General features: G+C 41.3%; 8 protein-coding genes, 3 tRNA genes and 3 rRNA genes. All 14 read left to right on the top strand.

Translation table 11 applies throughout. The features are described from left to right. Positions 1–51 precede the first annotated feature (51 nt). The 14 genes from ruvA to ACQ4QH_RS06065 all read left to right on the top strand — a co-directional run bounded on the left by ruvA (position 52) and on the right by ACQ4QH_RS06065 (position 13,698). Positions 52–642, top strand: coding sequence for a Holliday junction branch migration protein RuvA (gene ruvA / locus ACQ4QH_RS06130; RefSeq protein ID WP_439818167.1), 591 nt, complete (start codon positions 52–54; stop codon positions 640–642). Between the two features lie 17 nt (positions 643–659). Beyond that, a complete protein-coding gene (ruvB, locus tag ACQ4QH_RS06125) occupies positions 660–1,670 on the top strand; it encodes a Holliday junction branch migration DNA helicase RuvB (protein WP_439818166.1) in 1,011 nt (336 codons plus the stop codon). A 12-nt stretch (positions 1,671–1,682) separates the two neighbouring features. Then, positions 1,683–2,729: a tRNA preQ1(34) S-adenosylmethionine ribosyltransferase-isomerase QueA gene (gene queA / locus ACQ4QH_RS06120; protein WP_439818165.1), complete on the top strand. Its 1,047-nt coding sequence runs from the start codon at positions 1,683–1,685 to the stop codon at positions 2,727–2,729. Between the two features lie 96 nt (positions 2,730–2,825). Continuing rightward, a tRNA-Gly gene (locus ACQ4QH_RS06115) sits at positions 2,826–2,897 on the top strand. Positions 2,898–3,075: 178 nt separating this feature from the next. After that, a 16S ribosomal RNA gene (locus tag ACQ4QH_RS06110) occupies positions 3,076–4,650 on the top strand. Between the two features lie 70 nt (positions 4,651–4,720). Continuing rightward, positions 4,721–4,793: transfer RNA gene (locus ACQ4QH_RS06105), tRNA-Ala, on the top strand. Between the two features lie 201 nt (positions 4,794–4,994). After that, positions 4,995–7,910: ribosomal RNA gene (locus ACQ4QH_RS06100) — 23S ribosomal RNA — on the top strand. Positions 7,911–7,987: 77 nt separating this feature from the next. Beyond that, positions 7,988–8,104, top strand: a 5S ribosomal RNA gene (gene rrf, locus ACQ4QH_RS06095). Together the 16S, 23S and 5S rRNA genes with 3 tRNA genes alongside form the textbook arrangement of a ribosomal RNA operon. Positions 8,105–8,112: 8 nt before the next feature. Beyond that, a tRNA-Val gene (locus ACQ4QH_RS06090) sits at positions 8,113–8,185 on the top strand. A 168-nt stretch (positions 8,186–8,353) separates the two neighbouring features. Further along, positions 8,354–9,499 carry a tRNA guanosine(34) transglycosylase Tgt gene (tgt, locus tag ACQ4QH_RS06085; protein WP_439818164.1) on the top strand — a complete coding sequence of 382 codons (1,146 nt, stop codon included), beginning with the start codon at positions 8,354–8,356 and terminating at the stop codon, positions 9,497–9,499. 35 nt (positions 9,500–9,534) lie between these two features. Continuing rightward, positions 9,535–9,924, top strand: coding sequence for a preprotein translocase subunit YajC (yajC, locus tag ACQ4QH_RS06080; protein WP_439818163.1), 390 nt, complete (start codon positions 9,535–9,537; stop codon positions 9,922–9,924). Positions 9,925–10,167: 243 nt separating this feature from the next. Further along, positions 10,168–11,283, top strand: coding sequence for a DNA polymerase IV (gene dinB, locus ACQ4QH_RS06075; protein ID WP_439818162.1), 1,116 nt, complete (start codon positions 10,168–10,170; stop codon positions 11,281–11,283). A 106-nt stretch (positions 11,284–11,389) separates the two neighbouring features. Beyond that, entirely contained in the window at positions 11,390–12,340 is a 951-nt protein-coding gene (locus ACQ4QH_RS06070; protein WP_439818161.1) for a DHH family phosphoesterase, read from the top strand. Beyond that, positions 12,340–13,698 carry a DEAD/DEAH box helicase gene (locus tag ACQ4QH_RS06065; RefSeq protein WP_439818160.1) on the top strand — a complete coding sequence of 453 codons (1,359 nt, stop codon included), beginning with the start codon at positions 12,340–12,342 and terminating at the stop codon, positions 13,696–13,698. The genes ACQ4QH_RS06070 and ACQ4QH_RS06065 overlap by 1 nt, the downstream gene beginning before the upstream one ends. Positions 13,699–13,910: the final 212 nt, after the last annotated feature.

Raw genomic sequence — 13,910 nt, 5'->3', positions numbered from 1 at the left:
GATTTTTTTCTGCTATAATGTAAACAGTGACTTGTAGAAGTGGAGAAAAACATGTACGAATATCTAAAAGGTACGATAACCGCAATATTACCAAGCTATATTGTGATTGATATACAGGGAGTTGGGTATCGTGTGTTAGTTGCTAATCCATATACATTTTCTTTGAATAGTACAATGACTGTTTATGTTGAGCAGATAATTCGCGATAATGATCAGAATTTATATGGATTTTTAACTAAAGAAGATAAAGACCTTTTTCAGAAACTACTAAATGTTTCAGGGATTGGACCTAAATCTGCATTAGCAATTTTAGCAAATAGTGATCATACCGGGCTAATTAATGCCATCACGCAAAATGATATTGGCTTTTTGACAAAATTCCCAGGCATCGGTAAAAAAACAGCGCAACAAATCGTTTTGGATTTACAAAATAAGCTTTCGGATTTGACACTGTCAATTGATGATAATAAAGTGTTGGTGCAAGAAAAAGCACCGGATTCAGAATTAGCTGATGCTTTACTAGCGTTAGAGGCTTTGGGATATGCTAAAAAAGATATTAAGCGCGTTGAAAAAGAGCTAACAAAGCAGACAAGCTTATCAACTGCAGCGTATGTTAGCTCTGGATTGAAATTATTGCAGTAATTTTTGGGGAGAAACAAATGGCAGAGGACTTTTTACATGACATGTCTACTGACACTGGTGAACAGTCGATTGAACAAACATTGCGACCCAGTACATTACAGCAGTATATTGGCCAAGAAGATTTAAAACAAAGATTGCATGTCTATATTGAGGCGGCAAAACAACGTTCAGAACCGTTAGACCATATTTTGCTATATGGACCACCAGGATTAGGAAAGACAACTTTAGCAATGGTTGTGGCTCACGAAATGGGAGTCGGTCTGAGAACAACGTCTGGACCTGCAATTGAAAAATCAGGTGATCTATTAGCATTGTTAAACGAACTGGCACCAGGTGACGTTCTTTTTATTGATGAAATTCATCGGTTGCCTAAGCAAGTCGAAGAAATGCTATATTCTGCAATGGAAGATTTTTATGTTGATATTATAGCTGGAGAAGGCCCAACTGCACATCCAATTCATTTTCCATTACCACCATTTACATTGGTTGGTGCGACGACGAGGGCAGGTATGTTATCGCAACCATTACGTGATCGTTTTGGTATTGTTGAACATATGGCGTATTATACACCAGGTGAACTTTCAAAAATAATTAAACGTTCAGCCGATATCTTTAATATTGAAGTTGCAGATGAGGGTGCCTATGAACTTGCGCGACGATCGCGAGGAACCCCTCGAATTGCAAATCGTCTGTTGCGACGCGTTCGCGATTTTACAACTGTTAAGGGATTACAAACTATTACTGATGAAATGGTCAATTTTTCACTTTCCTTATTGCAAATAGATGACATGGGATTGGATGAAGTCGATCACAAAATTTTAGAAACAATGATTAAATTTTATCAAGGTGGCCCAGTTGGTGTTGGGACAATCGCTGCTAACATTGGTGAAGAGATTGATACGATTGAATCAGTGTATGAACCATATCTATTGCAAATTGGTTTCTTACAACGAACACCACGAGGACGTGTTGTTACTTTGGCAGCGTATGAACACCTACACTTGCCACTACCCGATAAAAATAATTAGGAGTACAAATAAATGACTGAAAATTTTACAAGTTTAAATGACTTTGATTATGAATTGCCACACGAATTGATTGCGCAAACACCTCTAGAAAGGCGTGATGGTTCGAGATTATTAGAGCTAAATGCAGATACTGGTGAATTTCATGATCGTCATTTTTACGATATTATAGACTATCTTAATCCAGGTGATGCATTAGTGATGAATAATTCGCGTGTATTACCAGCACGACTTTATGGTGTTCGACCAGAAACTGGTGGTCATGTTGAAGTATTATTACTTCGTCAAGAACAAGATGATGTCTGGGAAACGCTTGTTAAGCCTGCACGTAAATATCCAGTTGGTCAAAAAATAGTATTTGGTGATGGTCAATTAACGGCTGAAGTAATTGAAGAATTAGAACATGGTGGACGTATGATTAAATTCCATTATGATGGCATCTTTTTAGAAATATTAGAAGAATTGGGTGAAATGCCATTACCACCATATATTAAGGAAAAGTTGGAAGATCAGGAAAGGTATCAAACTGTCTATTCCAAGGTTAATGGATCAGCAGCTGCACCAACAGCTGGCTTACACTGGACACCAGAACTATTGCAAAAGGTTGCTGACAAGGGAATTAAATTAGTTGAGCTGACGTTACATGTTGGATTAGGTACATTTAGGCCAGTTGAGGAAGACAATATTGACGATCATAAAATGCATTCAGAATTCTATCAATTAAGTGAAGAAGCTGCGCAAACATTGAATGAAGTTCGCACTAATGGTGGACGTATTGTGGCAACTGGGACAACTTCAATTCGTACTTTAGAGACGATTGGTGCCAAGTTTGATGGTGAATTACATGCTGATTCTGGGTGGACAGATATATTTATTAAACCAGGATTTGAGTGGCGAGTTGTTGATGCTTTTATTACTAATTTTCATTTACCTAAATCAACTTTAGTAATGTTAGTTGCTGCATTTACAGGTCGCAATAATATTCTAAATGCCTATAAGCATGCAGTTGCTGAAAAATATCGTTTCTTCAGTTTTGGTGATGCAATGTTTATTCATCATTAGAAATAGATATAAAAGGCAAGTTAAATAACAAAAGTGTTGACTTTGTCAGAACAAGTGTGTATTATATATATTGTTGCTGATACAGAGAAACACTTTGCGGATGTAGTACAATGGCTAGTGCTCCAGCCTTCCAAGCTGGGAATGCGGGTTCGATTCCCGTCGTCCGCTTAACATCATTAATGATGTTATGTTGATCATTGAAAACTGAATATCGTTTCGATGAAACAAATGTGTAGGGTCATCAAGTAATTTGCTTGATACAAAAACATTTGCGAAGTCAATTCGCTAATAAATTCGTTTAACTTCTGTTAAACAAATAACAACAATTGAGTTATACTCAAACTTTTAAAATGAGAGTTTGATCCTGGCTCAGGATGAACGCTGGCGGCGTGCCTAATACATGCAAGTCGAACGCTTTGTCTTTAATTGATCTGACGAGCTTGCTCTGATGTGATTTTATCTGACAAAGAGTGGCGAACGGGTGAGTAACACGTGGGTAACCTACCTCTTAGCAGGGGATAACATTTGGAAACAAGTGCTAATACCGTATAATACCAACAACCGCATGGTTGTTGGTTGAAAGATGGTTCTGCTATCACTAAGAGATGGACCCGCGGTGCATTAGCTAGTTGGTAAGGTAACGGCTTACCAAGGCAATGATGCATAGCCGAGTTGAGAGACTGATCGGCCACAATGGGACTGAGACACGGCCCATACTCCTACGGGAGGCAGCAGTAGGGAATCTTCCACAATGGGCGCAAGCCTGATGGAGCAACGCCGCGTGTGTGATGAAGGGTTTCGGCTCGTAAAACACTGTTATAAGAGAAGAACGGCACTGAGAGTAACTGTTCAGTGTGTGACGGTATCTTACCAGAAAGGAACGGCTAAATACGTGCCAGCAGCCGCGGTAATACGTATGTTCCAAGCGTTATCCGGATTTATTGGGCGTAAAGCGAGCGCAGACGGTTATTTAAGTCTGAAGTGAAAGCCCTCAGCTCAACTGAGGAATGGCTTTGGAAACTGGATGACTTGAGTGCAGTAGAGGAAAGTGGAACTCCATGTGTAGCGGTGAAATGCGTAGATATATGGAAGAACACCAGTGGCGAAGGCGGCTTTCTGGACTGTAACTGACGTTGAGGCTCGAAAGTGTGGGTAGCAAACAGGATTAGATACCCTGGTAGTCCACACCGTAAACGATGAGTGCTAGATGTTCGAGGGTTTCCGCCCTTGAGTGTCGCAGCTAACGCATTAAGCACTCCGCCTGGGGAGTACGACCGCAAGGTTGAAACTCAAAGGAATTGACGGGGACCCGCACAAGCGGTGGAGCATGTGGTTTAATTCGAAGCAACGCGAAGAACCTTACCAGGTCTTGACATCCCTTGCCAATCCTAGAAATAGGATGTTCCCTTCGGAGACAAGGTGACAGGTGGTGCATGGTTGTCGTCAGCTCGTGTCGTGAGATGTTGGGTTAAGTCCCGCAACGAGCGCAACCCTTATTATTAGTTGCCAGCATTCAGTTGGGCACTCTAGTGAGACTGCCGGTGACAAACCGGAGGAAGGTGGGGATGACGTCAAATCATCATGCCCCTTATGACCTGGGCTACACACGTGCTACAATGGCATATACAACGAGTCGCCAACCCGCGAGGGTGCGCTAATCTCTTAAAGTATGTCTCAGTTCGGATTGTAGGCTGCAACTCGCCTACATGAAGTCGGAATCGCTAGTAATCGCGGATCAGCACGCCGCGGTGAATACGTTCCCGGGTCTTGTACACACCGCCCGTCACACCATGAGAGTTTGTAACACCCAAAGCCGGTGGGGTAACCTTTTAGGAGCCAGCCGTCTAAGGTGGGACAGATGATTAGGGTGAAGTCGTAACAAGGTAGCCGTAGGAGAACCTGCGGCTGGATCACCTCCTTTCTAAGGAAAATCGGAAACCTACACATTCAACGAAACGATATTTAGTTTTGAGTGGTTAACATTCAAACATGGGGAATTAGCTCAGCTGGGAGAGCACCTGCTTTGCAAGCAGGGGGTCATCGGTTCGAACCCGATATTCTCCATAACAACCATCTGGTTGTTAATTAGTTCTTTGAAAACTGAATCATAATTGTAAATTTTTAAATTCATTATAATTGATCAAATCAATTAAATTGAGCCGAAAAAATACACCGCGTAATTTTTTGAGTTTTTTAAATAAGTTTAAAATCGCTTGTGACCATTGAGTCACAATACTCAAACGAAATCATCAACGAAAGTTGATCGGTTAAGTTATTAAGGGCGCATGGTGAATGCCTTGGCACTAGGAGCCGATGAAGGACGGGACTAACACCGATATGCCTCGGGGAGCTGTAAGTAAGCTGTGATCCGGGGATTTCCGAATGGGGGAACCCAACTTGTGATGCAAGTTATCGTTTAATGAATACATAGTTAAACGAAGGTAGACGTTGTGAACTGAAACATCTCATTAGCAACAGGAGAAGAAAGAAAAATCGATTCCGTCAGTAGCGGCGAGCGAACGCGGAGGAGCCCAAACCAGAGTGCTTGCACTCTGGGGTTGTAGGACTACCGTTGTGGAGTTACAAATTTGTTTATTAGCAGAATCAGCTGGGAAGCTGAACGAAACAGGGTGATAGCCCCGTATGCGAAAGTAAGCAAACTCCCGTGTAGGATCCTGAGTACGGCCGGACACGTGAAATCCGGTCGGAAACTGCGAGGACCATCTCGTAAGGCTAAATACTCCCTAGTGACCGATAGTGAACCAGTACCGTGAGGGAAAGGTGAAAAGCACCCCGGAAGGGGAGTGAAAAAGTTCCTGAAACCATGTGCCTACAACAAGTTAGAGCCCGTTAATGGGTGATAGCGTGCCTTTTGTAGAATGAACCGGCGAGTTACGATACCATGCAAGGTTAAGGTGGAAAGACCGGAGCCGTAGCGAAAGCGAGTCTGAAATGGGCGTTTTAGTATGTTGTTGTAGACCCGAAACCAGGTGACCTACCCATGTCCAGGGTGAAGGTGCGGTAAAACGCACTGGAGGCCCGAACCCGTACATGTTGAAAAATGTTGGGATGAGGTGTGGGTAGCGGTGAAATTCCAATCGAACTTGGAGATAGCTGGTTCTCTCCGAAATAGCTTTAGGGCTAGCCTCGGAAGATAGCGTGTTGGAGGTAGAGCACTGTTTTGGTGCGGGGCCCATCTCGGGTTACTAAATTAAGATAAACTCCGAATGCCAATCACGTATGTCCGGGAGTCAGACAGTGAGTGATAAGATCCATTGTCGAAAGGGGAACAGCCCAGATCGTCAGTTAAGGTCCCTAAGTGTGTGTTAAGTGGAAAAGGATGTGAAGTTGCATAGACAACTAGGATGTTGGCTCAGAAGCAGCCACCATTTAAAGAGTGCGTAATAGCTCACTAGTCGAGTGATTCTGCGCCGAAAATGTACCGGGGCTAAACACACCACCGAAACTACGGGTGCCACATCAGTGGCGCGATAGGAGAGCGTTCTAAGGGCAATGAAGTCAGACCGTGAGGACTGGTGGAGCGCTTAGAAGTGAGAATGCCGGTATGAGTAGCGAAAGACAGGTGAGAATCCTGTCCACCGTATGACTAAGGTTTCCTGGGGAAGGCTCGTCCTCCCAGGGTTAGTCGGGACCTAAGGCGAGGCCGAAAGGCGTAGTCGATGGCTAACAGGTTGAGATTCCTGTACCAGGTGAACATGTTTGAAAGATGGAGGGACGCAGAAGGCTAACAGAACCCAGCGGCTGGAAATGCTGGGCCAAGCAACAAGTCTTAGTGTGAGTCAAATGCTTGCACTTATACGGACAAGTTGTGATGGGGACCGAAATAAAGTAGGAAAGTCTGTGATGTCACGCTGCCGAGAAAAGCTTCTAGTTAGTGTTTACCTGCCCGTACCGCAAACCGACACAGGTAGTCGAGGAGAGCATCCTAAGGTGAGCGAGTGAACTCTCGTTAAGGAACTCGGCAAAATGACCCCGTAACTTCGGGAGAAGGGGTGCTCAGCGCAAGCTGAGCCGCAGTGAATAGGCCCAGGCGACTGTTTATCAAAAACACAGGTTTCTGCAAAATCGTAAGATGACGTATAGGGGCTGACGCCTGCCCGGTGCTGGAAGGTTAAAAGGAGTGCTTAGCTTCGGCGAAGGTACGAATTGAAGCCCCAGTAAACGGCGGCCGTAACTATAACGGTCCTAAGGTAGCGAAATTCCTTGTCGGGTAAGTTCCGACCCGCACGAAAGGCGTAACGATCTGGGCGCTGTCTCAACGAGAGACTCGGTGAAATTTAAAGACCCGTGAAGATGCGGGTTACCCGCGACAGGACGGAAAGACCCCATGGAGCTTTACTGTAGCTTGATATTGAGTGTTTGTGCAGCTTGTACAGCATAGGTAGGAGCCGTAGAAATCGGGACGCTAGTTTCGATGGAGGCAAACGTGGGATACTACCCTCGTTGTATGAACACTCTAACTCACACCACTAAGCGTGGTGGAAGACAGTGTCTGGCAGGCAGTTTGACTGGGGCGGTCGCCTCCTAAAAGGTAACGGAGGCGCCCAAAGGTTCCCTCAGAATGGTTGGAAATCATTCGCAGAGTGTAAAGGCACAAGGGAGCTTGACTGTGAGACTTACCAGTCGAGCAGGTACGAAAGTAGGGCTTAGTGATCCGGTGGTTCCGCATGGAAGGGCCATCGCTCAACGGACAAAAGCTACCCTGGGGATAACAGGCTTATCTCCCCCAAGAGTCCACATCGACGGGGAGGTTTGGCACCTCGATGTCGGCTCATCGCATCCTGGGGCTGTAGTCGGTCCCAAGGGTTGGGCTGTTCGCCCATTAAAGCGGTACGCGAGCTGGGTTCAGAACGTCGTGAGACAGTTCGGTCCCTATCCGTCGCGGGCGTAGGAAATTTGAGAGGAGCTGCCCTTAGTACGAGAGGACCGGGGTGGACGTACCACTGGTGTATCAGTTGTTCCGCCAGGAGCATCGCTGAGTAGCTATGTACGGATGAGATAAACGCTGAAAGCATCTAAGTGTGAAACTCGCCTCGAGATGAGATTTCCCATTCAGAAATGAAGTAAGACCCCTCAGAGATGATGAGGTAGATAGGCTAGAAGTGGACGTGCGGTGACGCATGGAGCGGACTAGTACTAATGGTTCGAGGACTTAACCAAGTAGCAAGTGGTGTAAGGCAAGAAAAACGCAATTATGATTCAGTTTTGAGGGAACTAAGTTCACTCAATAAAAAACGTGTCGTGATGATGGCACTGAGGTCACACCTGTTCCCATACCGAACACAGTAGTTAAGCTCAGTAGCGCCAAAAGTAGTTGGAGGATCGCCTCCTGCGAGGATAGGACATCGCGATGCATTATAATGGACGTTTAGCTCAGCTGGGAGAGCACCTGCCTTACAAGCAGGGGGTCACAGGTTCGATCCCTGTAACGTCCATAATGAAGATTGCATACATATTTTATAAAAAAGTTACCAAATTATTGGTAGCTTTTTTCTTTTAAAACTAAAATAAGTAGACAAAATATAAATCTAGGCGTTATGGAACCCATGTTTCTGATATAATGTATACTAGTTTGTTTATATAGAAGTGAAAGGAAACGTGATATGTCGGATTACGCAGTGAAGTATGAATTACTTCATGTCGAAAAACATACCGGTGCGCGATTGGGAAAAATTACGACACCACATGGGGAAGTTATGACCCCAATGTTTATGCCTGTTGGTACACAAGCAACCGTAAAAGGTGTGTCCCCACGTGAATTAAAAGAAATTAAATCACAATTCATTTTATCAAATACATATCATTTATGGTTAAGACCAGGAGACGAATTGATTGCTCAAGCTGGTGGATTGCATAAATTTATGAATTGGGATGGCCCAATATTGACTGATTCAGGTGGTTTTCAAGTCTGGTCATTATCAGACCATAATCATATTACTGAAGAAGGAGTTACCTTTAGAAATCATTTAAATGGTGATGAGATGTTCCTGTCTCCAGAAGTTGCTATGAGAATTCAGAATAACCTTGGTTCAGACGTCATGATGCAACTAGACGAAGCAATTCCATATTTTGAAACATACGACTATGTTAAAAATTCAGTTGAACGAACATCTAGATGGGCAGAGCGAGCTCAAAAAGCACATAAGCGTGAGCAAGATCAGGCATTATTTGGTATTGTCCAGGGAGCAGGGTTCCGAGAATTACGAAAGCAATCAGCTCAAGATTTAGTTTCATTAGACTTGCCTGGTTATGCTATTGGTGGTTTGTCGGTTGGAGAGTCAAAGCCGGAGATGAACCGTGTACTTGATTTCACAGTACCATTCTTACCAGAGAATAAACCGCGATACTTAATGGGTGTGGCTGCTCCAGATTCATTAATTGACGCAGCAATTCGTGGTATTGATATGTTTGACTGTGTATTGCCTACTCGTATCGGTCGTAAGGGAACACTAATGACTTCAAATGGTCGAGTGGTGATAAAGAACGCAAAATATAAAGATGATTTTTCGTTAATTGATCCTGAAACTGAAGATTACGGCTCACAGCACTTTACGAAGGCTTACTTACATCATCTTTTCAAGACAAATGAATTATATGGTCAAACAATTGCTTCCGTTCACAATTTACGTTATTTATTAAAATTAATGGAAGATATGCGTCAGGCAATCGCTGAAGACCGTTTACTTGAGTTTAGAGAAGAAACGCTACGTAAGTACGGTTATTTTGAACCAAATGCCAGATTATTTTAAAATTAGTCAATATACTTAAGGAGTTTAAATTTATTATGAACGCAAATATACTTATTTTAGTTGTATTTATCGCCGCAATGTACTTTATTATGATTCGTCCACAACAAAAGGCACAAAAGAAGCGTCAAGCAATGATTAATGACGTGCAGCCTGGTGCTGAAGTAATCACTATTGGTGGATTGCATGGTACTATAGCAGCAGTTAACAAAGAAGCACGTACTTTTGATTTAGATGCAGAAGGTGTTATCTTGGTGTTTGAATTATCAGCAATTCGTCAGGTTGTTAAGGAAGCTAATGCACCGGTTACGACAGAAGAATTAACAGAAACACCTGAAACAACAAAATCTGAGGCAGCTTCTGAAAAGCAACCAGAAAACACTGATGTTGATGCATCAAATGATGAATCAAAGAGTGAAGAAAAATAAGCTGTAAAGTATGGCTGTTAAAAACTGAAAATGGCATAAAAGACGTTTGGAAGTTAATTGTGGTTACAGAAAGCCTTCAGTTTTTTGGGATACATTTAGGGTCATCAATCTATCAATTTTACATTGGTAGATTGATGACCTTTTCAGTTATTCTAGCCTTTGTCAGACTTTTTTCTATGTAATTATAGAATGATGTCTTATGATAAAAATAAGTAAGATTATAATGTAAAAAAGGGGGATATGATGTCTAATTTTTTAGAAATACCCATCCATTTAAATACTGATAGAAAAATTTTACATATTGATATGGATGCCTTTTATGCACAAATTGAGATGCGTGATAACCCTGAATACAAATCCGTACCTTTGATTTTAGCTAATGATCCTCGAAAAACTGGTGGTCGCGGAGTGGTTGCAACCGCAAATTATTTAGCTCGTAATTTAGGCATTCATTCAGCTATGAGCGCTTCTGAGGCTTTGAAACTTGCACCACAAGCAGTCTTTATCACACCCAATTTTTCTAAATATCGTGATGTTTCTCAGCAACTGCATCAAATATTTGAGCGTTATACGAATAAGGTTGAGCCGGTTGCCTTTGATGAGGCCTACTTAGATGTTACTGAGAACATACCAAACATAATTAATACGGTACAATTAGCGCATGAATTGCAGCAAATCATCTATGAGGAACTTGAGCTGACAAGTTCGGTTGGTATCTCTTTTAATAAATTCTTGGCAAAATTAGCTTCAGAACACAATAAGCCAAGTGGATTGACAATTATTAATCAAGAAGATATTCGATCATTTTTAGATACCTTACCGATTAATGAAATGCGCGGTGTGGGAGCTAAGACTGCTGAAAAAATGATTTCGTTGGGCATCTATAACGGCAAAGATTTGTATGATACACCACAGAACAAACTTGCTGATGAATTTGGAAAAAGTGGATATATTTTCTATGAACGAATTAGGGGTGTTGATGATCGCCCAGTTGTTTGGCAAAGAGAGCGTAAATCAATAGGTAAAGAAAGAACGTATGGTCCGTTTTTAGATACAGAGCAAGCAATAATGGATGAATTAAAGGAGTTAGCTGCTAAATTAACTGCCTCACTCATTAAATCACAATTGCATGGTAAAACATTGGTTTTAAAAATTCGTGATAATGAGTTTCAAACTGCAACTCATCGTGCAACAAGATTTGATTTTTTTCCAAATGAAGAAGAAGAAATTTATCACGCTGCTCAAGATATTTTAGATGAACTTGGTGGCTATCATCATGCAATTCGCCTACTTGGGTTAACAATGACAAATTTAGCAGCATTATCTTTTGAAAATGTTGTGTTACCTCTATATAAATAGGAACTCATATGGTTTTTCTGATATACTTACATATATTGTCATTTCAAATTTATCGTTAATACGATTACTAGTTAATAAAAATTTTTAATAGAATAGAGACTTACTTATGACAGCGCAAACAGCAATATTAGCGCAAATAAAAGCTGCACATACAATTATTATTCATCGCCATCAACGGCCTGATCCAGATGCTTTTGGATCACAGTTTGGATTAGCAGAGCTCATAAAAACATCATTTCCTGAAAAAAAAGTGCATGTTGTTGGTAAATCTGTACCAAGTATGGCTTGGATGGGACAAATGGAAAAAATCCCAAATAGTTTATACGATGATGCGTTAGTTATCGTAACAGATACGGCAAATTCACCACGAGTTGATGACCGTCGCTTTGAATATGGGAAAGTATTGATAAAAATAGATCATCATCCTAATGATGAGCCATATGGTGATTATACTTGGGTCATAGAGAATGCGTCATCAACTTCGGCAATGATTTTTTCTTTTTATCAAGAATTTTCTAATGAATTGAAACTATCTGATAAGGGTGCTGCATTTTTATACTCAGGAATTGTTGGCGATACGGGTCGCTTTTTGTACGGGACTACTTCCGATACAATGAGCATTGTTTCTGAATTAATGAAATTTAATTTTGATTGGGTGAAAATTAATCAACAAATGGATACTATTTCACTACCAGCCGCTAAAGCATCAGGTTTTGTGTATGAAAATATGGTAACAACACGATATGGTTTTAACTATATTATTTTAACTAATGAAATTGTTGATAATTTTAAACTAGGTAATTTTGGTACGGCGTTTATCGTACCCTTACTGGGTAAAGTAAATACTGTCAAAGCATGGGCAGTATTTGAACAACAAGAAGACGGCTACTTCAGAGTGAGATTACGGTCACGACAAGTAATTATTAACGAAATTGCAAAAAGACACGGTGGCGGTGGCCATGAATTTGCAGCTGGTGCAAGAGCAAAAAACATTGATGAAATCAATGACATTATTAATGAGACAGATAATTTATTAAAGGAGCAAGCAGAAAAATAATGGCGAAATTTACTGATTACAATTTACGTCCAGAGATATATGAAGCTTTGACGGCAATACATTTTAAACAACCAACGACTGTCCAATCAAGACTTATTCCAGTTATCTTGCAGGGACGTTCCGTTGTTGGACAATCACAAACCGGTTCAGGTAAGACGCACACCTTTTTGGTACCGATATTCCAACAATATGATGCAAAAAATCAAAAGGTTCAGGCAGTTATTACGACACCATCTCGTGAATTGGCGCAACAAATTTATGAAGCAGCAAAGCAGTTGGCAAGTACTTTTACTGAAGATACCCAACCACGGATCAGTTTATATGTTGGGGGAATGGATAAAAGTCGTCAGATTCATCAATTACAGAATAAACAGCCACAAATTGTTATTGGCACACCTGGACGAATTAAGGACTTATATCAGGCTGGTGAATTGGATATTCATACCGCAACGACATTAGTTGTGGATGAAGCAGATATGACACTTGATTTAGGTTTTCTACCTGATGTTGATGCTATCGCTAGTGCAATGCCTGAGGATTTGAAAATGCTGGTCTTTTCAGCAACAATTCCACAAAAGTTGCAACCTTTCTTAAAAAAGTATTTATCAAACCCGGTAATTGAGGAAATTCCATCCGAGACAGTTATTGCACCAACCATTAAAAATATTTTGGTTGGGACAAAGGGTGAGACGAAAGATACGTTAGTTTATAACTTATTGACGATGGGTAACCCCTATTTAGCATTAGTTTTTACAAATACGAAAACACGAGCACGTGAGTTAACTAAAAGTTTGCGTAGTCGTGGCCTAAAAGTGGCTGAAATACATGGTGGTATCCAACCTCGTGAACGTAAGCGAACAATGCAACAAATTCAACATTTAGATTATCAATATGTTGTCGCAACCGATTTAGCTGCTAGAGGAATTGATATTCCAGGCGTGTCACTTATCATTAATGATGGTATTCCAACGGAATTAGAGTTCTTTATTCATCGAGTTGGACGAACGGGTAGAAATGGTATGTCTGGAACGGCTATCACAATTTATAATCCAGATGAAGAAGATCGCGTACAGATGGTTGAAAATATGGGCGTGAAATTCGAGCCAATGACATATGCCCATGGTGAATTACAGTCTGGATATGATCGTCGTCGCCGTCGTCAGCGGACCAAAACTACAGCTAAATTAGATCCAACAATGATTGGTATGGTGAAGAAGAAGAAGAAGCGAGTAAAACCGGGTTATAAACGTCAAATTAAAAACAACATTGCCCGAGACGCAAAATACAAGAAACGGGTTGCTGAACGTGAAACGTTACGCGCTGCAAAGAAAGCAAAAAAACGCGCCCATGATAAATAATTTGTTATTTTGAATTTACAAAATTATTTCAAGTTGTAAAAAGTAAGAAAAACAGTAATGGATATGATATAATACCCACAAGGACATGTCAGATTATTTCTTAGAGCATACAGAAACGTTGCGGTTGATGAGAGCAACGCTAAGGGTCATTTGACGCTACCTAATTAAAATTGTTTGCGAAAGTGAACCGCGTGCTAGCGATATTAGCGATT

The sequence above is a fragment of the Weissella paramesenteroides genome, from assembly GCF_051903945.1.
Lineage (GTDB): Bacteria > Bacillota > Bacilli > Lactobacillales > Lactobacillaceae > Weissella > Weissella paramesenteroides_A.
The sequence above is the reverse complement of the archived record's forward strand: the minus strand, read 5'-3'. Positions and strand labels throughout refer to the sequence as shown.

Bases quoted from the DNA above. Each gene is read 5' to 3' on its own strand.
- tgt (WP_439818164.1), top strand. From the start codon at position 8,354: ATGTCGGATTACGCAGTGAAGTATGAATTACTTCATGTCGAAAAACAT.
- yajC (WP_439818163.1), top strand. From the start codon at position 9,535: ATGAACGCAAATATACTTATTTTAGTTGTATTTATCGCCGCAATGTAC.
- ACQ4QH_RS06065 (WP_439818160.1), top strand. From the start codon at position 12,340: ATGGCGAAATTTACTGATTACAATTTACGTCCAGAGATATATGAAGCT.
- dinB (WP_439818162.1), top strand. From the start codon at position 10,168: ATGTCTAATTTTTTAGAAATACCCATCCATTTAAATACTGATAGAAAA.
- ACQ4QH_RS06070 (WP_439818161.1), top strand. From the start codon at position 11,390: ATGACAGCGCAAACAGCAATATTAGCGCAAATAAAAGCTGCACATACA.
- ruvA (WP_439818167.1), top strand. From the start codon at position 52: ATGTACGAATATCTAAAAGGTACGATAACCGCAATATTACCAAGCTAT.
- ruvB (WP_439818166.1), top strand. From the start codon at position 660: ATGGCAGAGGACTTTTTACATGACATGTCTACTGACACTGGTGAACAG.
- queA (WP_439818165.1), top strand. From the start codon at position 1,683: ATGACTGAAAATTTTACAAGTTTAAATGACTTTGATTATGAATTGCCA.